Source organism: Pseudomonas sp. KB-10, from assembly GCF_018221585.1.
Classification (GTDB): Bacteria; Pseudomonadota; Gammaproteobacteria; order Pseudomonadales; family Pseudomonadaceae; genus Aquipseudomonas; species Aquipseudomonas yangonensis.
This window is the reverse complement of sequence record NZ_QYYB01000011.1, coordinates 58,696-80,951: the sequence shown is the minus strand read 5'-3', so window position 1 is coordinate 80,951 and position 22,256 is coordinate 58,696. Positions and strand designations below refer to the sequence as shown.

Sequence of the window (22,256 nt, the reverse complement as noted above, 5' to 3'; positions counted from 1 at the left end):
GTCTAGAGCGCGGCCATAGCCGACAGAACCGACTTTTTATTCAGGAAATTGAATACCTGTTGTTATGGTCCTACATACCGAACCCGATCAGACGCTGATCAAGATGCCGTCCCTGCGTGCGGTAAAAGCCTTCATCGCCGCGGCCAAGTACCAGAACTTCACCCGAGCCGCCGAAGCCCTGTGCGTGACTCAGGCGGCCATCAGCAGGCAGATCCGCGAGTTGGAAGGCTATCTCGGCGCCGAGCTGTTCTCCCGCGCCGGGCGCGCCGTCGAGCTGACCACCGCTGGTTCGATCTTCTACGATGCGGTGCAGTTATCCTTCGTCAACATCGCCCAGGCCGCCGAGCGCATTCGCAGCCACAACACCGGCAAGCGCGTGCTGACCCTGTGCTGCTCGCCGGCGTTTTCCGGACTGTGGCTGGCGCGCCGTCTGCCGAGCTTCTTCAGCGCCAACCCGGACATCGATCTCAACCTGATCACCACGCAGAATTTCCTGTCGATGGAGCCCGGCGTGCGCCCGGATATCTTCATCACCAAGATGGCCAAGGTGCACGAGGGCTATCGCAGCACGCCGCTATTTCATGACGTCATCTATCCAGTTTGCACGCCGCAGTATCTCGAGCAGCATCCGGAGCTGCGCAGCCTCGAAGGCTTGCGCGACAGCGTGTTGCTCAACCTCAGCCCCTATGGTCGCTCGCAGGTCGCCGAGCACGTCGACTGGGGCGTATGGCTGGCTTTCAACGATATCGATATCGAGACCCGCGCCCACGACAGTCCGCATTTCTTCAACGCCAACGACTACAACATGCTGATTCAGATGGTGCTCAGCCATCAGGGCGTGGCACTGGGCTGGCATCACCTGATCGGGCATCTGGTCGAACAAGGGGTACTGGTACGCCCCGTGGAGGAAGAAGTCGTGCACCGCGAGAGCCTGCACTACCTGACCTTCAACGAGGACAAGGAAGGTGACGAGGCCTGCTGCCGCCTGCGCGACTGGTTGATGCAACAGCTCTGATTAACCAGGGTTATTGATTGCCTGCACTTTAAGTTATGAAAAAACCTGCCAACGGCAGGTTTTTTTATGGCCACGATTTCTCGACACGTTTTTCGGCATTTGCAGTCACCACGACTCCAATCAATAACATTTGATTATTAATTCCCGCCCCTAAATGTTTCTTGTTGCCTCGCAAAGATCGCCCGTAACCTTTTTCTCGAACTAGACCGCACATTCAACTCTTTGCAACTAGGTGGCCCTATGAATTTCGATGGTATCTGGACTCCCGTGGTAACACCCTTCAGCGCCAGCGGCGCGATCGATTTCGAGGTGTTGGCCAAGGTCGTCGACACGCTGATCGGCCAAGGCGTCCATGGCCTGATCATCGGCGGCACCACCGGTGAGTACTATGCTCTGAGCAACGCCGAGCGTAAGCAGGTGTTCGCCGCAGTCGCCGAGCAAGCGAAGGGCCGTATTCCGCTGATGGCCGGGATCAACGCCACCAGCACCGAGGAAAGCCTCGACCTGGGCCGCTACGCCAAGACCGCCGGCTTCGATTGCATCCTGCTCGCCGCGCCCTACTACTGCCAGCCGACCCAGGACGAACTGCTCGCCCACGCCCTCAGCGTCGACGACGCCCTCGACCTGCCGATCATGCTCTACAACTTCCCTGCGCGTACCGGCACGCCGATGAGCTTCGAGTTCATCGACGCACTCAAGAGCCGACCGAACTTCCAGGCGATTAAGGAAAGCACCGGCTCGATCGAGCGCATGCACCACCTGACTCAGGACTATGCCGATCAACTGCAGGTCAGCTGCGGGATGGACGACCAGGTACTGGAGTTCTTTGCCTGGGGCGCGCGCAGCTGGGTATGCGGCGCCTCCAACTTCCTCGCCCCCGAGCATGTCGCCCTGTACCAGGCCTGTGTGGTCGAGCAGGACATGATCAAGGGTCGCCAGCTGGCCCAGCGCCTGCTGCCGATGCTCAACCTGCTCGAAGGTGGCGGCAAATTCTGCCAGTACATCAAGGCCGGCTGCGAGCTGGCCGGCCTGCCGGTGGGCCCGACCCGTCGCCCGCTGCTGCCACCGAGCGAGGCCGAGCTGACCGTGTTCAAGCAGACCTATGAGCAACTGATCGCCCATCGCGCCTAACAGGCCTGACCCGGAGGCAGCTTCCATGCAACTGCAATGCAACTTCCTGCCCCAGGACGACGGTCACTGCGGTTGGTACGAAACCCTGCCTCCGCCGCCGCCCAGCACGCCGCTGCGCGGCGCCGTGCAGGCCGACTGGGTGGTGCTCGGCGCCGGGCTGACCGGCCTCGCTGCCGCCCGCCGCCTGGCCGAGCTTCAGCCGCAGGCCCGGGTGGTGCTAATCGAGGCCAAGCGCGTCGGCTTCGGCGCCGCCGGACGCAACTCCGGATTCATGGTCGACCTGCCGCACGACCTGAACTCGCACAGCTACACCAGCAGCCATGAGGCCGATCACAAGATCATCCGCCTCAGTCGCGGCGCTATCGACTACACCCGCGAGATCGTCAAGCGTCACGGCATCGACTGTGACTGGCGCGAACAGGGCAAGCTGCACGGTGCCGCCAATGCGCGTGGCGCCCATGCCCTGGAGTCGTTCGCCAAGGGCCTGTCATCGCTCGGCGAGCCCTATCGCCTGCTCAGTGCCCAGGAAATGAAGGCGGTCACCGGCAGCGACTTCTACCAGGCCGGCCTGCATGCACCTGGTTGCGTGCTGGTGCAGCCGGCGGCGCTGACCCGCGGGCTGGGCCGCACGCTGCCGGAGAACGTGCAGCTGTTCGAAGAAAGCCCGGTGCTCAATATCGAGGTGGGTAAACCGCACACTTTGACCACGGCCCATGGCCGTGTGCAGACGCCGCGCCTGATCCTGGCTAACAACGCCTACGCCTCCAACTTCGGCGAGCTGGGCCTCAAGGGGCGCCTGCTACCGATCTACACCTACGCCAGCATGACCCGTCAGCTGAGCGCCGAGGAACTGGCACGCCTGGGCGGCGAGGAAAGCTGGGGGCTGATCCCGGCCGATCCGCTGGGCACTACGGTGCGGCGTCTGGCCAGCGGGCGTATCTGCATCCGCAACTCGTTCACCTACAACCCGGATGTACACGCCTCGGCCGGCACCCTGGAGCGGGTCAAGCGAGCGCATCGCCGCTCCTACGAAAATCGCTTCCCGATGCTACCGGGCATCGAGTTCGAATACACCTGGGGCGGCGCCCTGTGCCTGTCGCGCAATTCCGGCTCGCAGTTCGGCGAGATCGCGCCCAACGTGTTCAGCGCGGTGTGCTGCAACGGCCTGGGCCTGACCCGCGGCACCATCTCCGGCAAGTTGATCGCCGAATATGCCCTGGGAATGGACAGCGACCTGCTGAGCATCATGCTCGAACAACCCAAACCCTGCCGTAACCCGCCGGAGCCCTTCCTCGGCATCGGCGTGCGCTCGTCCCTCGCCTGGAAAGAGTGGACCGCCGGCGTAGAACTCTAAGAACAGTCACCCCACTTCAGGAGAATCATCATGAGCGACGCCCTCACCCGCAGCGCCATCAACGAGCAGATCGAGCGCCTGGAATATCGCAACCAGGCCTTCATCAACGGCCGCTTCGTCCCCGCCCGTTCCGGTACCACCTTCAACACCCTCAACCCGGCGACCGGCAAGGTGCTGACCGAAGTGGCCGCATGCGACGCCGAGGATGTCGATGCCGCCGTGCAGGCCGCCCGCGCCGCCTTCGAGGCCGGGGTCTGGTCGCGCCTGGCGCCGGCCGAGCGCAAGGCCATCATGCTGCGCTTCGCCGACCTGATCGACGCCAACCGTCTGGAGCTGGCAGTGCTCGAATCCCTGGAAGCCGGCAAGCCGGTGGGCGAGTGCTTCGGCATCGACATTCCTGACACCGCCAACACCATCCGCTGGCACGCCGAGGCCGGCGATAAGCTGTACGACGCCATTTCGCCATCCAACCCTGGCAACGTCGGCATGATTCGCCGCGAGCCGATCGGCGTGGTCGGCGCCGTGCTGCCGTGGAACTTCCCCTGCATGATGGCCGGCTGGAAGCTCGGCCCGGCTCTGATCACCGGCAACAGCGTGGTGCTCAAGCCCGCCGAGCTGACCTCCCTGGCCACCCTGCGCCTGGCCGAACTGGCTTTCGAGGCCGGCATCCCGGCCGGCGTGCTCAACGTGGTACCGGGCCTCGGCCATACCGCCGGCAAGGCCATCGGCCTGCACCCGGATATCGACCTGGCGGCCTTCACCGGCTCCACCGAAGTCGGTCGTCTGTTCCTCGAGTATTCGGCCAAGAGCAACCTCAAGCGCGTGGTTCTCGAGTGCGGCGGCAAGAACCCGCAGGTGGTCATGGATGATGCCGGCGATCTCTCGGCAGTGGCCAGCAACGTGCTCGCCGCGGCTTTCTGGAACATGGGGGAGAACTGTTCGGCCGGCTCTCGCCTGATCGTGCATCGCTCGATCAAGGACGCCCTGCTCGAGGAGCTGCAGAGCCAGCTGGCGGATTGGGTCACCGGCGACCCGCTGGATCCGGCCGTGCGCCTCGGCGCGCTGATCGAACAGGCGCACATGGAGAAGGTCCTGAGCCATATCGCCCAGGCCAAGGCCGAGGGTAGCAAGCTGATCACCGGCGGCGTGCGCCTGCACGAGCAGAGCGGTGGCTACTTCGTCGCCCCGACCATCTTCGAAGTCGACTCCAATGCCGCCTCGGTGGCCCAAGAGGAGATCTTCGGCCCGGTGCTGGCGGTGATCACCTTCGACACCGAGGAAGAAGCCATCGCCATCGCCAACGACACCTGCTACGGCCTGGCCGCCTCGCTGTGGACCGCCAACATCAACACGGCCCACCGCGTGGCTGCGGCCATCCGCGCCGGCACCGTGTCGGTCAACTGCTTCTCCGAGGGTGATATCTGCACCCCGTTCGGCGGCTACAAGCAGTCCGGTTTCGGCGGCCGCGACAAGTCGGTGTACGCCCACGACCAGTACTGCGAACTGAAGACCACCTGGATTCAATTGTCCTGAGTCCCCCGATGCGCCCCGGCTGACAGCAGCCGGGCGCGTCCCTGATATAGAGAACCAACATGAGCAGCATCAGCAGCAACGTCTACCTCAATCCGGTCAACACCCAGACCTGGGCCAACGGCCGGCATCTGGTGCGCTGCCTCAAGGTGATCCGCGAGACTGCGGATGTCATCACCTACTGTTTCAGTATGCAGGAGCCAGTGCTGTTCTTCTTCAAGCCAGGGCAGTTCGTCACCCTGGAACTGGAGATCGACGGCCAGCAGGTGATGCGCTCCTACACTATTTCCAGCGCCCCCTCGATTCCCTACAGCTTCTCCATCACGGTCAAGCGCGTACCCGGCGGCAGGGTGTCGAACTGGCTGCACGACAACCTCGAGGAAGGCGACGTGATCGCGGTGCACGGCCCGGTCGGCCAGTTCAACTGCATCGACTTTCCCGCTGACAAGGTGTTGCTGCTGTCCGGTGGCGTCGGCATCACCCCGGTGATGTCCATGGCCCGCTGGTTCTTCAACACCAACGGCGAAGTCGACATGGTGTTCGCCCACAGCGCACGCACCCCGGCCGACATCATCTACCGCGCCGAACTGGACTACATGTCCACGCGCATCGACAACTTCAAGCTGCACCTGATCTGCGAGCGCAACGAAATCGGTCAGGTCTGGGGCGGCTACCGCGGGTTCCTCAGTCGCGAAATGCTGCAACTGATCGCACCGGACTTCCTCGAGCGCGAGGTGTTCTGCTGCGGCCCGACGCCCTACATGCGCGCGGTACGGCGCATCCTCGGCGAAGCCGGCTACGACATGTCGCGCTACCACGAGGAGTCTTTCGGCGCGACGCCCGACGAGGATATCGCCGCCGCCGAGAAACAGGCCGAGGTAGCGCAGAGCGAGACGCCGCAGGCCAGTCATTGGGTGACCTTCAGCGAGTCCGGCAAGTCGGTTCAGGCAGAGCTGGGCACGACCCTCTACGAAGCTGCGGCCAGTGCCGGCCTGACCATTCCCAAGGCCTGCGGCATGGGTATCTGCGGCACCTGCAAGGTGCGCCTGGCCAGTGGCACGGCGGCTATGGAACACAACGGCGGAATCACCGAGGAAGAAATCGCGGAAGGCTACGTACTGAGCTGCTGCTCACGGGTGACCGAAGCGGTGACCGTCGAGTATTAGCGCTCCATGCGGGCAGGCGGCCCCTGCCCCGTTGAGCCTCCTCCTTCAGCGCCATCTGGCGCGCTCCGCCTGCGGGCGAGCACGGCGCTTCCAATAACAACAATGGAGCTGTGCATATGCTGCAATCCGCCACCCGCCTGTTCACCGACATTGGCGTGGGCAAGAAGCTCTTCTGTGGCTTTTCCCTGGTGTTGCTGCTTACCCTCGCCGTCACGGCCAGCGGCTTTCTGGCCGTGCGCGCGGTGTTGCAGGGCCACGAGCAGGTCGAACGACTGGCCGCTGTGAATATGCAGATCCTGCAGGCGCGCCGCCTGGAACGCAGCTTCGCCGTCGAGCAGAGCGTCGAGAGCGCCAGCCGGGTGCGCGACAGCCTGCTGCATCTGCAGGAGCTGCTCGAACATCTGTCGCGCAGCGCGTCGCAATCGCAGCGCACGCCAGTCAGCGAGATGCAGCAAGCCGCCGCCGAGTACCGTCAGCAGTTCGACCGCTATGTCGAATTGCAGGAGCGCGCGCGAGAGGCACGCCTGGCCATGGACGAAGCCGCCACCGAGGCGCGCGATCAGTTCGAAGTGGTGGAGCTGGACATGTATGACGCCGTGCGCGAACTGCTCAAACAATCCACTGGCATGCGCGGCAGAGACCCGCTGGCACTGGCCGAGACCGCCTCCGGGCTGAGCAAGCGCATGCTGGATCTGCGTGGCCAGGAAAGCCTGTTCATCATCGACGGTTCGAGTGAGGCACTGAACCGCTGGTCGCGCATCAGCGAGGACCTGCGCAATGTCGCTGGCAGCATGCGCAGCTGGCTCAACGAGGAGCAGAAGGAGGTGATCGACGGCGCGCTGCAAGCCCTGGTCAGTTACCAGCAGGCCTTCGCCAACTACCAGCAGACCCGCGAACAGAGCCGCAGCGCCGAGGACGCGATGATCGAGCGGGCCGGTGCGGTACTCGGTCTGGCGGAAACGGCGCAGACCGAGGAAGGCCGGCGGATGACGACCACCAGCGAGCGTGCGCCGATCCTGCTCGGCGCCATTGGCGGCGCCGCCGTGGTGCTCGGCTTGCTCGCCGCCCTGCTGATCTCCCGCTCGATCATCGCCCCCCTGCGCCAGAGCGTGGCCTTCGCCCAGCGCATCGCCAGCGGTGATCTGAGCCAGGACCTGCAGCAGCGGCGCCGCGACGAACTGGGCCAACTGATGGCGGCGATGCAGGGCATGACCGTCAGCCTGCGTACCCTGGTCTGCCGCATTGGCGGCGGGGTGGGGCAGATCGCCACGGCGGCCGAACAACTGTCGGCGGTCACCGCACAGACCAGCGCCGGGGTACAGAGTCAGAAACTTGAAACCGAACAGACCGCCACCGCCATGCACCAGATGGCCGCCACCGTACAGGAGGTGGCACAAAACGCCGAACAGGCCTCGTTGGCCGCACGCGACGCGGATCACGAGGCGCAGCAGGGCAACCGGGTGGTGCAGCAGGCAGTGAGCCAGATCGGCGAATTGGCCACGGAGGTCGAGCAGTCGACCGAGGCGATCGCCGCGCTGAACCAGGAGAGCGAACGAATCGGCGGCGTGCTGGAAGTGATCCGCAGCGTTGCCGAGCAGACCAACCTGCTGGCGCTCAATGCCGCCATCGAAGCCGCGCGGGCCGGCGACCAGGGCCGCGGCTTCGCCGTGGTTGCCGACGAGGTGCGCGCACTGGCGCGGCGCACCCACGACTCGACCGAGGAGATCGAAGGCCTGATCGCCAGGCTGCAGCGCATGGTCAAGGGTGCAGCGCAGCAGATGGACGCCAGCCGCGACCTGACCCAGCACACCGTCGCCCTCGCCGCGCAGGCCGGTGACGCCCTGGCGCGCATCACCCAGGCGGTGAGCACCATCGAGCAGATGAACCAGCAGATCGCCGCCGCGGCCGAGCAGCAGAGTGCGGTGGCGGAAAACATCAGCGAGAGCGTGACCCGGGTGCGCGACATTGGCGAGCAGAGCGCCAACGCCAGCCAGCAGACCGCCGCCTCGAGCGCCGAACTGGCGCGCCTGGGCGGCGAGTTGCAGGCGCTGGTGGCGGAGTTTCGTACCTAGATCATTCGCTCTCCTCGCCCCTCGCGCTATACAGTGCGGGCGAGGTAAGCCCAGGCAAGGCAGGATGGCAGAAGCGATCGTGCAAACCAACCACGGCCTGTGCAGCGCCACCGAACGCCGCCGCACTTATCGTGCCCGACCTATGTACTACCCTGACGCCGAATCAGACGCTTCCGCGTGACGGCGCAGTTGAGGAAAAGGATGGCGCCTCTGATGGCGACTGTCTTCTCTCCCCAGGCCATACGCAGATCTCGGCTGCTATCGCCTGCCCCGTCTTCAGGCTCAACATTCGACAGCTAGCGGTATGCGGCCGTTAATGGCCGTGGGATTGCGGATAGTCTTGAGACCCGAGCCGTCATCCGCTGGCGGCAACTAGCGCAGCGAATCCCACCGCGACGAGCTGCCAGCCTCCGCTTGCGACCTGAAAGATGTCGGCGCGTTAATCGGCTGGGAGCCGGCCGACGGCCCTTGAGGCCGTTAGCGGGGCTCTATTAGAAAGGGGCGCTCGCATTTGTTCTGCAAGTCGAACAAGCGCCGGTCCGTACAGTTGAGATGCCGTCCGTAGATATGCAAGGACAGGGTCACGGCAGCGGAATCGTTCGTCACGCTATGTATGGTTCCGCTCGGCATCAGCAAGACCTCGCCCGGCCCTATTCGATGCTCTTCGAGGCGCTGCAACTCGACGCTGCCCGGCGCATTCGACCCATCGTCCGTACGTTGCCAGAAGCAATTGCGCTCCTCCCCCACCAGCCCTACCACCGCGGCCCAGGTGCCATGGTCGTGGGGCTCGACGCCACGCCCGGGAAGCCAGCTGTCCACTACCACGAACAAGGTCTGGTCGGCCTCCACATGCAGCAACGTGGTGCCGTAGCCGCATGCGGGATCGGCCTCGTACATCGAGTCATTAAGCCAGTCTGGCAGCTGAGCCATCCGTCGAGCCAGCGGCTCCACTTGCGCGAGAATACTCGCCTCGTCTGTCGCCGAGGCGACGACCCGGCGCAAATCTCTGATGAACCCCATCAGACCGTAGGCCATTTTTACGCTCCCGAACACACTACGAAAAACGCCCCTGCGCCCATGATCGGATCAGGCGCAGAGGCGGGTTATGCAACAACCCCTGGGCTGATCGTTCAGCTACGGCAGTCCCTGATCAGCCCCTTCACCAGGCCGATCATGAGCAGCAGCATCAGGACCATGAACGGCAGGCCCATGGCGATCGCGCCGGCCTGGATGCCCTTCAGCGCGGTATCGCCGCCCACCACGAACAGCGTGACCGTGACCAAGGCGATCATCACCAGCCAGAGCACTCGCTGCAGCGGCAGGGTATCGGGATCGCCGCCGGCGGCCAGGTTGTCGACGACCATGGCGCCGGAGTCGACGGAGGTGACCATGAAGATGATCAGCAACGCCACGACCAGCAGCGAGGCGATGCCTCCCAGCGGCAGCACTTCGAGGAACTGGAAGATGGCCATGTTGACGTCGCTCAAACCTGCCGCCAACGCCCCGCTGCCATCGATGACCTGGGCGATGGCGCCGCCACCGAAGGCGGCGAACCAGAGCACAGCCACCACGGTCGGTGCGAGCATCACCATGCCCACCATCTGGCGCAGGGTGCGGCCTCTGGAGACACGCGCGACGAAGATGCCGACCAGCGGCCCCCAGGTGCACCACCAGGCCCAGTAGAACACGGTCCAGCCCTGGAACCAGTCCTGATCGGGGCGATCGACCCAGTTGCTCAGAGGCAGGAAGTAGCGACCGTAATCGAGCGTGGTCGTCAGTACGCCGAAGAAGAATTCCAGCACGCCGATACCCACCACCACCAACAGGAACAGCCCCAAGGCCAGCAGCATGTTGATGTTGCTCAGCAACTTGACCCCGGCATCCAGCCCGCGCCACAGGGAAATCGCGGCGATACCGGTGACGGCCGCGATGAACAGCAGTTGAAAGGTGAAGGTGTTGGGCACGCCCAATACATGGGAGAAACCAGCGGTGGCCTGCATGGCGCCGAGGCCCAGGGAGGTGGCCAGGCCGAAGACGGTCAGTACCACGGTGAACACGTCGACCAGTTGCCCCGGCAGGCCCTTGTGCGCCTTACCGATCAGCGGCTGCAGGCCCGAACTCAGGGACAGCGGAAGCCCCTTGTTGTAGGAGAAGTAGCCGACCACCAGCGCGCTGGTCAGATAGATGGCCCAGGGATGGAAGCCCCAGTGAAACAGTGTGGCGCCCATCGCCGCATGCTGGGCCTCGGGCGTGTTGGCAGCTGTTTCGAGGGGCGTCTTCCACCAGGCGGTGTACTGGGCCACCGGCTCGGCCACGCCCCAGTAGAGCAGGCCTACGCCCATACCTGCGGCGAACATCATGGAGAACCAGGACAGCGTGCTGAACTCGGGCCTGGCGTCGCGCCCGCCCAAACGCACCTTGCCCAGAGGAGACAGCGCCAGGCCAGCGCAGAACAGCACGGCCAGGTTGCCCATGATGATGATGAACCAGTCGCAGTTCTGCAGAATCCAGCCTTTGATGCCTTCGAGCGTCTGGCCGAAGACTACCGGGTTGCTCAGTGCCAGCAGAACCAGGGCAAAGGTTATCGAGAACGACAGGGGGAAAATAACGCGATGGAAGTTGAAACCCAGCACTCGAATATTGAAATCCCGAGTGTCCAGGCCTTCCGCTGTTACAGGTTTCATGCACGCACCTCTATTTGTTCTTGTAATTACTTCTGTCTGCAGGAGGTCGCACCGGAAAACTTGGTTTTTTCCAGTGTTTAAAGCTCTGCAGATACCTCATGGTCAGGCAGGGTCATGCCTGGGACAAACCATTTAATCTCCGCAATTCATGATTTTTCATCATCAATAGAGCGGAGCCTCGCACTGCCAAAGTGGTACCTTCCACCGCCCGATCCTGTGGCCCCCTCACAACCAGTCCGTTTGCCACGGGTAGCGCGACAGGGCTTCGCAGCCGTTGGCGGTGATCAGCACCTGCTGCTCCAGCTTGATGCCCTCCTTGCCGCCCTGCTCGCCGATATAGCTCTCCACGCAGAGCACCATGTTTTCCTCGAATACCCCGTCGTAGCCGCTGCCGGTCCAGTCGGCGCCCTTGTGCGCCAGGGCCGGGTACTCGTCGACCAGGCCGACGCCGTGCACCACGCAGCAATAACGGTTGTGCCAGTAGGCCGGCGGAATATCCCAGGACTGCTCGACGAACTCGCGGTGACTCAAGCCCGGACGCAACAGCGTCATGTTGTGCTGTACCTGTTCATGGGCCAGGCGATAGAGCTTGCGCTGCTCGGCGCTGGGGGCGACGTGGCCGACAGTCCAGGCTCGAGAGATGTCGGCGCAGTAGCCGTAGGGGCCGATCAGGTCGGTGTCGAAGCAGACGATCTCGCCTTCCTGCATCACCCGGTCGCTGGACTCCTGCATCCAGGGATTGGTACGCGGCCCCGAGGCCAGCAGGCGGGTCTCGATCCATTCACCACCGTGGCGCACGTTCTCGTAGTGCAGCCAGGCCCACAGCTCGTTCTCGGTCATGCCGGGGCGCAGTTCGTCGTGCATGCGCTGGATGCCACGCTCGCACACGGCGATGGTCCAGCGCATCAGCTCCAGCTCCTCGGTGGATTTGATCCGCCGCGCCTCCTCCATCAGGCTGTGACCTTCCACCAGGCATAGACCACCCTCGCGCAGCAGATCGAGTCCTTCCAGGTCGGCCTTGTCCACCGCCAGACGCACCTTGTCGCCGGCATGCCGGCGGATCACTGCGCGCAAATCGTCGGCCCAGGCCACGGCCTTCTCGCCTATGCGCGAACCGGCACCGAAATAGCTCCAGTTGATCGCCGGACGGATCTCGTCGAGCAGTTCGTTGCCTTGGTGCAGATGCTCGCAGTTGTGGAACTCGAACAGCACCACCGGCCCTTCGGCGAACACCAGCGCATAGCGGGCGTAGTTATGCAGGGTCCATACCTGCATGTTCGAGGTGTCGGTGGCGTAGCGGATGTTCACGGGGTCGTACAGCAGGATGGCCGCGCAATCGGCGGCCTTCAGTTGCTGACGCACTCGCTGTAGGCGATAGCTACGCGCTGCCTCGTGGGTCTCGACGCTGACCGGGTTGCGCAAAGGCTGCGTGGCGGCCTCGTCGGCTAGGTACTTATTCTTGTTTTCGAACACGGCAGGGCTTCCTTGGGATTAGAAATGGGCGGCGCCGTTAGCCCTCGGGCGGGTCGACGACGCTCAACGGCGTCTCGGTTTGCTGGTCTTCGCTGCCCAGGGCGGGCTCCACCACCGCGGCCAGGGTGGCGCAGGCGAGGCCAACCGGAGTGGCCTGGTGGTGCAGCGGCGCGTCCGCCTGGAGATATTCGCCGGTCACCCGTTTCTGGCTCACCGCCAATACCAGCAGGCCGGAACAGGCGGCGAAGAAGTAATAGAGGCTGCCGGAGCCGAAGTGCTCCATCAGCGCGCCGGCCAGCAACGGGCCGAGCCCGGCGCCGATACCGAACGCCACCAGCAACAGGCCGGCCAGGGAAACCCGCAGCTCGGGCTCGATGTTGTCATTGGCCAGAGCCACGCCCAACGGATACAGGCAGAACTGCAGAAAGCCGATCAGCACGCCGCACAGCAGCAATACCGGGAACGACAGCCCCTGGTAGAAACCCAAGGGTAGGCATGCCAGCGCCAGCAGTAGCGCCGTGGCGCGAATCAGACTCACCCTCGGCAGCCGGTCGGAAAGCCAGCCCAATGGCAGCTGGGCGAGCAAGCCGGCCGCGATAGTCAGCGCCATGAACTGGCCGACCTGGGCGATACCCAAGCCCTGCCGGCTGGCGTAGATCGATGCCAGGGCGAAGAAGCTGCCGTTGAGCATCCCCGACACCAGGACGGTAAACAATGACTGCGGCACCTTGCGCAGGAACAGGCGTGGATCGATCGACTGCGGTTGCGTCGATTCCGGATGGGGTATGCGCGTCAGTGCCATCGGCACCTGACTCAGGGCAAAGGCGATGACGATGCCGAGCAGGGTGTGAATGCCGAGATCGCCATCCAGACTCAAGGCCAGCTGGCCGAGAATCATGCCGACGTACACCGCCACCATGTAGATGCCCAGCACGCTGCCGCGCTGATCGCTTCGCGCGGAGTGGTTCAGCCAGCTCTCCAGCACCATCAGCTGGCACATCCAGGCCACGCCCACCAGCGCGCGCAGCACCAGCCACAGAGACAGAGCGTCGCTGAAGGCGTGGACCAGCACGCCCGCGCAGATCACCCCGCCGCAGGCGACATAGGCTCGGATATGACCGACACGCCCGATCAGGATCTGGCCGGCCTTCCAGCCGATCACCATGCCCAGGGCATTGGCCGCCATCAACGCACCGCCCCAGAACTCGTCCAGGCCGTTGGCGACCACGCGCAAGGCGAGGTAGGTCATCAGCAGATTCGAACCGAGTTGCATCAGCAGGCTGGACAGATACAGCGCCGCGAAGGCCCGAGTCAGGCCAAGCATCGAATCGCCCCCCGGCTCCCGCAGCGGCAGGCAAAGAGGGCTTGCGCCCCTGCGAATAGGAACACGAGGGTATTCATCGACTACGCCAGACCGTGTCTTTGCTTCCAGTCGCCCGGATGCACCACGTAGCCGAACAGCGCATGGCCGCCGTAGACCAGCTCGGTGCCCTCGGGAATCCACAGCAGCTGGCCCGGTTCGACCCGGTACAGCTCGCCGTTGGCCTTGAGCTCGAAGCAGCCCTGGATGACGAAGATTACCTCGTCGTACAGCAGGGTCCAGGCCACCTCCGCGCCCTCCCAGCGGGCGAAACCGACGCCGATGTTCGGCGAAACTTCGTTGCTGATCGCCCGTGCCACGAAGGCGGCGCCGGGCGGTCCGCCGCGCGGCACGAAGTCCAGGTCGCGATGATCGACCAACAGCACCGGCCCTTTGCCGGAAGTACCCTGACTCATAGCTCGCTCCGGCTGTTCCAGGCCGCCAGGCGAATGCGCGAGCGCACGCCGAGGCCGAGGAAAGGTTCAGGGGGATTCAGCGACGGCATGCCGGTGACCGCACGGATATCGCGCAGCTGCTGCGAGTCGGCACCGACCGCCAGATCGGCCAGCAGCGTCCCGGAAATCGTGCCCCAGGCCGCGCCGACGCCGTTGTCGCAGGCCGAGGCGAAGACGCCCTGCTCCAGCTCGCCGAAGAAGTTGGTGAAGTTGCGCGAGATCGCATAGACGCCGCCCCAGGTATGGCTGAACGGCACGTTGGCCAGTTGCGGGAAGCGCGCCAGGAAAGCCTTGCGGTGATCGTTGCGAATCGATTCGCGCATGGCATCGCTGGTGCTCTTGCCGTACTTGGGCACGTGCTTGTAGGTGTTGCGGATGATCAGGCGGCGATCCTGGGTCATGCGCACCGTGGTGCCAGCGTGGTCGGCCGGGGTCAGCCCCCAGTCGAGCTGTCCGCCATAAACGGCCAACTCGGCGTCGTTCAGTGGCCGGGTCCAGCTGGCAAACGTCATCACCGGCAGCAGGCGGTTGCGCAGGTAGCCGAATTCCTGGGTGAAGATGCTGGTGCCCAGCAGCAGGCATGGAGTACGGATGGTCCCGGCGCTGCCGTGCAGAATCCACCCCCCCTGGCCGTCGCGCTCCAGGCGCTGGATCGGCGACTCTTCGAGCAGCTCGACGTTGCCCGGCAGCGAGCGGCCCAGACCGGTGACCAGCGCCGCCGGCTGCATCAGATAGCAGCCCGGGGTGAAGATGGCCCCACTGTAGTGCTGGGTACCCAACACCTTGGCCAGCTCGTTGCGCCCGACCCACTCGAACGGCTCGCCGAGATCCTGCATCAGGCGCTCGAAGTGCTGCAGATAGGCCATCCCACGGGGCCCGACGGCGCCCTGGTATTTGCCGGCGTGGGACCACTGGCAGTCAATGCCGTGCTGTTCGATCAGCCCCTGCAATTGGGCGATGGCGGCACGGTTGAGGCCCAGCAGGCGCTGCTTGTGCGCCGGATCGGGATGCTCCAGGGCGAACTTGTGCGGCAGGTCTATGACGAAGCCGGAGTTGCGCCCCGAGGCGCCCTGGGCGACGCGCTGGGCATCGACCAGCAGGATGCGCGCCGCGGGGTGGTGCTCGGCCAAGCGCCGGGCGGCGGCCAGGCCGGCGAAGCCGGCGCCGATCACCGCATAGTCGGCGCGTTGCTCGCCCTGCAGGCGGATGGCGGGCTCGGCGGCAGGCAGCGCGGCGTACCAGCCGCAGCTGGAATCGTCGTGGGGCAGATTGACGTTCTTGTTCATTTTCTTGCGCCCTCAGGCCACGGCCCGTTGTGCGTTCTGACAGGATTGCAGCCAGCTGTTGCGCTGCGCTTGGGCTTGGCGGCCGAGCAGGACAAAACCATGCAGCGCGCCGGCGGCGTCGTAGTAACCGGCACTGAGACCATCAGCCGTCGCCGTGCAGCGCCACTCGCCGGCAATGCCGACGGCAGGCGGCAACAGGCACAGCGGCGCGGCCGGGGTCTTCACCGTCACCGGCATCAGCGGATAGCTGACGGCGGTCGGCTGGCCGAGCAGGGTCTTGCACAGGGCCGCGATGCCCTGGTTGATCGGCGCCAGGTAGGGCAGCAGCTGACCGTCGATTTCGATGCAATCGCCCAGGGCATAGATCCCCGGTTGCGAGCACTGCAGGCGGGCGTCCACCTGGATGCCACGCCCAACGGCGAGGCCGGCGTTCTCAGCCAGTTCCAGGTTGGGCCGCAGCCCGACGGCCGACAGCACCAGATCGGCTTCTAGGCTTTCGCCATTGGCCAGGGTCAGGCGGTAGCCCTGCTCGGCGCGCTCGATGCACTGCAGGGTGTTCTGCAGATGCCAACGCACGCCCAGTTCCGCCAGGGCCGCCTGCAACTGCTGGCCGGCCTCGGCCGGCAGCAGGCGCTCCATCGGCCACTGGCCGAGGCCGATCACGCTGACCTGGAAGCCGCTGGCCGCCAGATCGTTGGCAAACTCGCAGCCGATCAGGCCGTCGCCGAGGATGGCCACCCGGCGCACGCCGACCAGCCGCTCGCGAAACGCATGGTAGTCGTGCAGGTTGTTGACGCTGATCAACGCGTCGCTGTCGCCTTCGATCGGCAGACGGATCGGCGCCGCGCCGCTGGCCAGCACCAGTTGGCCGTAGTCCATCTCGCCGATATTCGTGTGCAGGCGCCGCGCCGCGGCGTCGATGCGCTCGACCCTGCAATGCGGATAGACGCGGATCTTCAGACGCTTCTCGATGGCCAGGGCCGATTCGCCGGCCAGCGCGTCGGCAGTCTTGCCCTGGGCCAGGCCGATGGACAATGCCGGCTTGGAATACAGGTGGCCGGACTCCTGGGTCAAGACACGGATCTCGACCTCGGGATCGGCGCGGCGCAGCGCCTGGGCCAGGCCGTAACCGGCATAGCCGCTGCCGATGATGACGATCGGCTGACGCAGTTCGGCGGCCAGCGGTTGCATCGCTTGCGGCGCCGCAGGCAGCGGAGTGCTAGCGGGAGCCGCAGCCGCGGCCACCACCGGGCTGATGTCGAGCATCTCGAAATCTTCCTTGCCGACCTTGCATTCCGGGCACTTCCAGTCCGCCGGTACGTCCTCCCAGCGGGTGCCGGCGACAATGCCGTCGTCCGGCCAGCCCAGGGCCTCGTCGTAGATCAGGCCGCAGACCACACAGAGCCAGGTCTTGAACATCTCGCTCACTCCCCCGCCACGCGAATGGCGACGTTCTTGGTACGCACGTAGCTGTACAGCGCTTCCTGGCCCTTCTCCCGGCCGAAACCGGACAGCCCCACTCCGCCGAACGGCGTCTCGATGCCGCCGGCATACCACTCGTTGACGAACACCTGGCCGGACTTGAGGCGGCGCGCGCAGCGCATGGCGCGGCTGATGTCCTGGGTGAACACGCCGGCGACCAGGCCGAACTCGGTGCCGTTGGCGATCGCCAGAGCCTCTTCCTCGCTGTCGAAGGGAATGATCGCCAGCACCGGGCCGAAGACTTCCTCCTGGGCGATGCACATGTCAGGGCGCACGTCGCGGAATACGGTCGGCCGCATGAAATGCCCGGCGCGGTCGCTGAAGGCCTCACCACCGGTGGCCACCACCGCGCCCTCATCGATTGCGCGCCGACACAAGGTTTCGATGCTGGCCAGTTGTCCGGCGCTGACCACCGGGGTGAGGTCTGGGTTGTCTTGGCCGAGACCGACGCTGAGCCCTTCGGCCAGCTCGACCACGGCGGAGACGATTTCTTCGTAGATTTCGCGCTGCACCAGCAGGCGCGACATGGCTGAGCAGACCTGGCCTGCATTGAAGAAGATGCCGCCCTTGACGCTGGCCAGCAACTGCGCGCGGTCGACGTCGGCGAAGGCGATGGCCGCCGACTTGCCGCCCAGCTCCATGACGCTGGGAATGGCATGCGCCGCGGCGTCGCGCAGGATGGTCTGGCCGGTCGGCACCGAGCCGGTGAAGACGATCTGGTCGACCTTGGCGCTCTGCACCAGGTGGCTGCCAACCTCGCGACCACGGCCGCAGATCAGGTTGACCGCGCCCTTGGGCAGGCCGGCGCGGGCGATGGCGTGGACCAGCACGCACATGCCCAGCGGCGACAGTTCCGGCGACTTGATCACCACCGCGTTGCCGGCGGCCAGGGCCGGAGCCAGCGAGCGGGCGCAGATGGAAACCGGGAAGTTCCACGGCACGATCTGCGCCGACACGCCCATCGGATCGTAGACGGTGAAGTCCATGTAGCCGTCGCCCAGCGGGATCGAGGTGCCCTCGATCTTGTCCGCCATGCCGGCGTAGTACTCGAAGTAGCGCGCCGCCTCGATGAACTCGTCGCGGGCATCATTCAGGCTCTTGCCGTTCTCCTGGCACAGCACCCAGGCACCTTCCTCGGCCACGGCGCGGATTTCCGCGGCGATGCGCAGCAACCAGGTCACCCGCTGCGCCGGGCGGGCGCGGGTCAGCTCGCCACTGTCGGCACAACGGCGCGCCGCCAGCAAGGCGCGCTCGGCATCCTCCACCGAGGCCTGGGCGATACTCGCCACAGGCTCGCCGGTGCCGGGATTGTTGACGGTCAGGCGCGACTCGCTGTCGCACCACTGCCCGTCGATATAGTTCAACCAGTGTTCGGCAATCGGGTACATGGCCAATTCCTCAGTCGTTCTGCGCGACGGCGAGCAACTTGCGCGCGGCCCACTGGTGGAAGTAGTGGGTGGGGATGTCCATTTCCGGGGAGAAGGCGCCACCGCCGTAGCCGGGCGAATGACGGCCCTTCTGCATGCCTTCGACCGAGGCGATGTCCTCTGCGAACACCACCTTCCACGACTCCAGGATGGCGTTGCGGCAGGCAGCGTACTCGTCGCCCAGCGCCTCGTCGCCGACGTAGAACAGGCGCAGGTGCTCGATGGTGCGCCCCGGCGCGACCGGCTCGAGCTGCATCGCGAAGGCGTGGTCAGCCTGGATGCCCAGCAGCACATTGGGGAAGAAGGCCACGTACTCGGCGTTGCGCAGACGATCCTGCGGCCAGCTGGGGAACTGCGGCAGGTGGGTACCGGCGACATCGGAGAGGTTGTAGGCGTAGCTGCCCTGGCCGGCGAACTGCTCGTCGAACAGGATGTTGTAGTGATCTTCCAGGCGCGAATAGGAGTTCAGGCTCGGGTGCACCCACGGCAGGTGATAGGCCTCGCAATAGTTCTCCACCGCCAATTTCCAATTGCAGGCGATGTCGAGGGTAGTGGCATCCATATGCGCGCGACGACGCATCAGGCCCATGCCGTCCTCGCCAAGGAACTGCTTCCAGCGCTCGGTCAGCGGCGCGAGCATCTCCTCCAGCGGCTGCGCGTCGCCGGACAGGTTGACGAACACCATGTCCATCCAGATGGTGCTGCGCAGCGCCTTGAGGCCGTGCTTCTCGCAGGCGAAGCGCTCGTCCTTGTGCTTGTCGATGCCGCCGACATGCGGGGTGCCTTTGAGGCCGCCGTTGAGGTCGTAGGTCCAGGAGTGATAGGGGCAGCGGATCACGCCCTGCACGGTGCCCTCCTCCTCCACCAGCTTCATGCCGCGGTGGCTACAGACGTTGTGGAACACCTGCACCAGGCCTTCGCGGTTGCGCATCAGCAGCAGCGGCAGGCCCATGAAGTCGACTGGCTTGACCGAGCCATTGTTCGGCAGGTCGCTGGCGAAACCGACACAGGCCCAGGTCTTGCCCATGATCTGGTCGCGCTCGAGCTCGAACAGTTTCTGATCGGTATAGAACTCGTTCGACAGGCCGGTAGCCTCATGGATCGGAGCGAGTACGCTTTCCAGCTGATGCACTGGGATCTGCTGAGAAGTGGTGTGGGTCATTGTTGTTATCCCCTGCAAGGCACGGTGGTGATGATCGAAACGGGCTCGTGGGCCTCGTTCGTGGGCCGCCAGTTTCGAAAAGCAGGGATTGTTCGACAAACGATTTTTTGCCAGTCAACTTATGACATTAGCTCATTAATAGGCAGGGCAAGAGCAAGTGCGGAGCTAGCTTCTTGGCTTCACTGCCGCGAAGAAGTAATCGACTCATGAGAAGAAATGATTTGTCCAAAGGCTGGGGAGAAACCACCTTATGGATGCAGCCGAACCGACCGTTCGGTGCGGCTGTGAGCTCTACCGGCTATCCGCCAACCAGCGGAACGCTGGCTTTCAACCCAACCAACCCGACGACACCGCTGTTGTCAGCAACGTCGCGCGGGCGTAGCCGTTTCGTATCAGCCATACGATGGCCTGCCGCTGACGGGTATCCGCACCATCTGAGGTTACCTGCTCAAACGAGCCGCTGCCGCAGGCCACAAGCCGGCGGCAGCGTACATTTCAGGGAGTGGTTTGTTCGCCGTTCGGCTTGCCCACCTGCTCCATCAGCCAACCGCGAAAACGCTTGACGCTTTGCCTGCTGCTGCCGCGACCGATGGGTTCGAGCAGGCAGAACTGCGCATCGGTGTGTAATACGTCTTCGATTGGCCGCACCAGCGCCCCCGTCTGCAGGTGATTGTCGACCAGATTCGACCAGGCGAGCGCGATGCCCTGACCGCTGAGGGCCGACTGAATCAGCATCGAGTAACTATTGATATTGATCCGCTGCCTCGGCTCCTGCGCCTTGTGGCCCAGCCGCTGAAACCATTCCGGCCAGCTGATCCAGTCGCGCTGCGGGTCCTCCAGCCAAAGCCAGGTAGCCGCGGCCAACTGCTCCAGACGGGAGAGGTTAGCGTGTTTGGCGAGATAGCCAGGGCTGCACACAGGGAACACCTCTTCGGAGAACAGCGGCGTCACCTGCATGTTCTTCGGTGGAGTGCGGCAATAGTAGAGCGCCAAATCGCAATCGAGCCGGGAGAAATCCTTCACATGATCGTAGGCGATGATCCGCAGGTCGACTTCCTCGTTGTCGCGCTGGAACTCGGCGACCCGGGGCAGCAGCCAGAGCGAGGCCATGGCGGTGCTGGTGACCACCGTCACCTGCTGCGCACCGCGCCAATGGCGGATCTCGCCAGTGGCATGAGCCAGTTGCAACAGGGCTTCGCGTACCGTTTCGTAGTACTGGCTGCCGGTGGGGCTGAGGTTGATCTCGCGAGTGGTGCGCTCGAACAGGGTCTTGCCGAGGTAGTCCTCAAGCAGGCGAACCTGTCGACTGATCGCCCCCTGAGTGACGTTCAGTTCCTTGGCGGCCAGGGTAAAACTCAGGTGCCGGGCCGCGGACTCGAACGCCACCAGGCTGTTCAAGGGCGGTAGTGGTTGAATTTTCATGCAGGCTTTTCACGCAGGCGTTGTTGTTCTTTTATACGAGTCTATAGGGCAGGTCAGACCTCCGACATACAAATTATGCCGAGAGGTCACTTCTCCCCTATCAAAATGGACCTGCGCACTCCGGTAGCCGCTGGTACCTATGTCATCGCTGAAATGTCGATCTTGTGTCTCCTCTTGGTCGTCAGTTCTTCGTGCTTACAGCGGAGCCACCTAGCCCCCTCTTGCTGCTACGCCACATCGTGCTGGCCTATAGTGGTCAACCCATCCCGGACAGTGGGTTAAGTTTTTCCTCGGCCACCGCAGGTGGTAGCCCGTGATTGAATTGATACGGCCTGATCGGTTTGATAGGGGCAAGTCCACCGAGGGTTATCCTGATCCCGCTAGATAGTCGATAAATAGGCGGAACAGCTCAGCATTGGAAGAGATATTCAGTCGCTGGTAGATATTGTGCCTGTGCACCTTCACCGTGCCTTCGGAAATCTTCAGCAGGGCGGCGATCGAGGCGGTGCTGTGGCCCTGCAGGATCAGCTTGGCGATGTAGCGCTGGGTCTCGGTCAGCTGCCCCTGGAGGATGTCGACGAAGGCATCTTCCAGGCGTGCACCGCTGGCCCTCGTGTCGCTGAAGCAGTCGCTGTGGCGGATCTGGCAGTGCAGGGTGAGCACCGAGCCGAACAGTGCTTCGAGGTTGCTCAGCGCCTGCATTTCCTCTGCGCTGAAGGCGCCGCTTTCGAGGTTGCGCATCAGCGAGTAGACCAGCGCCACCTGCGGACGGATGGGAATGATGAATCCGACTTCCTCGATCAGCGCACCGTGCTCGGACGAGACGCACGGGTGAATGTCCTTGGAGATGGAGAAGCCCGAGGAATAGAAGCTGTCCGGGGCCAGCTCGCTCATGCGCCACAACCCGGCCGGGTGTTCGTTGACGCAGGCGACGTAGAACGGGTCGAGCAGATAGCCGCCGCGCCGGTAGGCGTCCAGGGTTTTCTCCGACACGTGCGCGTTGTAGCCGTTATGCAGCAGCACGGCATTGTGATTGAAGCGAAACAGGTAGCAGCAGCTCATGTCGAAACTGAGGCTGCGGCGCAGGGCATCGTCGATGGCGGCGCCGAGATGGTCGGAGCCAATGGCGGCGATGACTGTAGATAACGTAGCGGCGTCTTCGGCTTTCATGGTTCGCACAGGGTCTGGTCCAGACGGCGGTCCCTGCCGCTTCGTGGATACTGCCACGGTCGTTGCG

At 64.3% G+C, this 22,256-nt stretch carries 17 protein-coding genes and 2 pseudogenes; 7 read left to right on the top strand and 12 right to left on the bottom strand.

All coding sequences use genetic code 11. From position 1 onward, the window contains the following. Positions 1-64 precede the first annotated feature (64 nt). The 7 genes and pseudogenes from DXK50_RS23320 (at position 65) to DXK50_RS25595 (ending at position 8,268) form a co-directional block, all read left to right on the top strand. Complete coding sequence (locus DXK50_RS23320; RefSeq protein ID WP_212631915.1) at positions 65-1,015, top strand: LysR substrate-binding domain-containing protein; 951 nt, start codon at positions 65-67, stop codon at positions 1,013-1,015. A 240-nt stretch (positions 1,016-1,255) separates the two neighbouring features. Continuing rightward, positions 1,256-2,146 carry a 4-hydroxy-tetrahydrodipicolinate synthase gene (gene dapA / locus DXK50_RS23315; RefSeq protein WP_212631914.1) on the top strand — a complete coding sequence of 297 codons (891 nt, stop codon included), beginning with the start codon at positions 1,256-1,258 and terminating at the stop codon, positions 2,144-2,146. 25 nt (positions 2,147-2,171) lie between these two features. Beyond that, positions 2,172-3,500, top strand: coding sequence for an NAD(P)/FAD-dependent oxidoreductase (locus DXK50_RS23310; RefSeq protein WP_212631913.1), 1,329 nt, complete (start codon positions 2,172-2,174; stop codon positions 3,498-3,500). 30 nt (positions 3,501-3,530) lie between these two features. After that, the gene (locus tag DXK50_RS23305) at positions 3,531-5,033 is read left to right on the top strand and encodes an aldehyde dehydrogenase (RefSeq protein WP_212631912.1); all 1,503 of its coding nucleotides are present in this window, start codon (positions 3,531-3,533) and stop codon (positions 5,031-5,033) included. 59 nt (positions 5,034-5,092) lie between these two features. Beyond that, on the top strand, positions 5,093-6,196 hold the full coding sequence (locus tag DXK50_RS23300) for an FAD-binding oxidoreductase (protein WP_212631911.1): 1,104 nt from the start codon (positions 5,093-5,095) through the stop codon (positions 6,194-6,196). A 116-nt stretch (positions 6,197-6,312) separates the two neighbouring features. After that, positions 6,313-7,410, top strand: a pseudogene (locus tag DXK50_RS25600) (HAMP domain-containing protein); the annotation flags it as partial. Continuing rightward, positions 7,387-8,268 carry a methyl-accepting chemotaxis protein gene (locus DXK50_RS25595; RefSeq protein WP_461818890.1) on the top strand — a complete coding sequence of 294 codons (882 nt, stop codon included), beginning with the start codon at positions 7,387-7,389 and terminating at the stop codon, positions 8,266-8,268. The pseudogene DXK50_RS25600 and the gene DXK50_RS25595, both read left to right, overlap by 24 nt. A gap of 477 nt (positions 8,269-8,745) precedes the next feature. On the opposite strand, the gene DXK50_RS23290 is transcribed toward DXK50_RS25595, so the two are convergent. The 12 genes and pseudogenes from DXK50_RS23290 to DXK50_RS23240 form a co-directional block, all read right to left on the bottom strand. Further along, positions 8,746-9,303, bottom strand: a complete 558-nt coding sequence (locus tag DXK50_RS23290) for a cysteine dioxygenase family protein (protein WP_212631909.1) — start codon at positions 9,301-9,303, stop codon at positions 8,746-8,748. A gap of 95 nt (positions 9,304-9,398) precedes the next feature. Then, entirely contained in the window at positions 9,399-10,952 is a 1,554-nt protein-coding gene (locus tag DXK50_RS23285; protein WP_212631908.1) for a BCCT family transporter, read from the bottom strand. A gap of 225 nt (positions 10,953-11,177) precedes the next feature. Further along, positions 11,178-12,425 carry a M24 family metallopeptidase gene (locus DXK50_RS23280; protein WP_212631907.1) on the bottom strand — a complete coding sequence of 416 codons (1,248 nt, stop codon included), beginning with the start codon at positions 12,423-12,425 and terminating at the stop codon, positions 11,178-11,180. 37 nt (positions 12,426-12,462) lie between these two features. Further along, positions 12,463-13,749 carry an MFS transporter gene (locus tag DXK50_RS23275; RefSeq protein ID WP_249186989.1) on the bottom strand — a complete coding sequence of 429 codons (1,287 nt, stop codon included), beginning with the start codon at positions 13,747-13,749 and terminating at the stop codon, positions 12,463-12,465. Positions 13,750-13,829: 80 nt separating this feature from the next. After that, complete coding sequence (locus DXK50_RS23270) at positions 13,830-14,201, bottom strand: cupin domain-containing protein (RefSeq protein ID WP_212631906.1); 372 nt, start codon at positions 14,199-14,201, stop codon at positions 13,830-13,832. Next, positions 14,198-15,526: an NAD(P)/FAD-dependent oxidoreductase gene (locus tag DXK50_RS23265; RefSeq protein ID WP_212631905.1), complete on the bottom strand. Its 1,329-nt coding sequence runs from the start codon at positions 15,524-15,526 to the stop codon at positions 14,198-14,200. The genes DXK50_RS23270 and DXK50_RS23265 overlap by 4 nt, the downstream gene beginning before the upstream one ends. A gap of 12 nt (positions 15,527-15,538) precedes the next feature. Then, positions 15,539-16,717, bottom strand: a complete 1,179-nt coding sequence (locus DXK50_RS23260; protein WP_249186999.1) for an FAD-dependent oxidoreductase — start codon at positions 16,715-16,717, stop codon at positions 15,539-15,541. Positions 16,718-16,780: 63 nt separating this feature from the next. Next, positions 16,781-16,945 (bottom strand): annotated as a pseudogene (locus DXK50_RS25040) (rubredoxin); the annotation flags it as partial. 5 nt (positions 16,946-16,950) lie between these two features. After that, positions 16,951-18,396 (bottom strand): aldehyde dehydrogenase family protein, encoded by a 1,446-nt coding sequence (locus DXK50_RS23255; RefSeq protein WP_212631903.1) that lies wholly within the window; start codon positions 18,394-18,396, stop codon positions 16,951-16,953. 10 nt (positions 18,397-18,406) lie between these two features. Beyond that, positions 18,407-19,597 (bottom strand): aromatic ring-hydroxylating oxygenase subunit alpha, encoded by a 1,191-nt coding sequence (locus DXK50_RS23250; RefSeq protein WP_212631902.1) that lies wholly within the window; start codon positions 19,595-19,597, stop codon positions 18,407-18,409. Positions 19,598-20,092: 495 nt separating this feature from the next. Beyond that, the gene (locus DXK50_RS23245) at positions 20,093-21,019 is read right to left on the bottom strand and encodes a LysR substrate-binding domain-containing protein (protein WP_212631901.1); all 927 of its coding nucleotides are present in this window, start codon (positions 21,017-21,019) and stop codon (positions 20,093-20,095) included. Between the two features lie 366 nt (positions 21,020-21,385). Continuing rightward, a complete protein-coding gene (locus DXK50_RS23240; RefSeq protein WP_212631900.1) occupies positions 21,386-22,189 on the bottom strand; it encodes a helix-turn-helix domain-containing protein in 804 nt (267 codons plus the stop codon). Between the last annotated feature and the right edge of the window lie 67 nt (positions 22,190-22,256).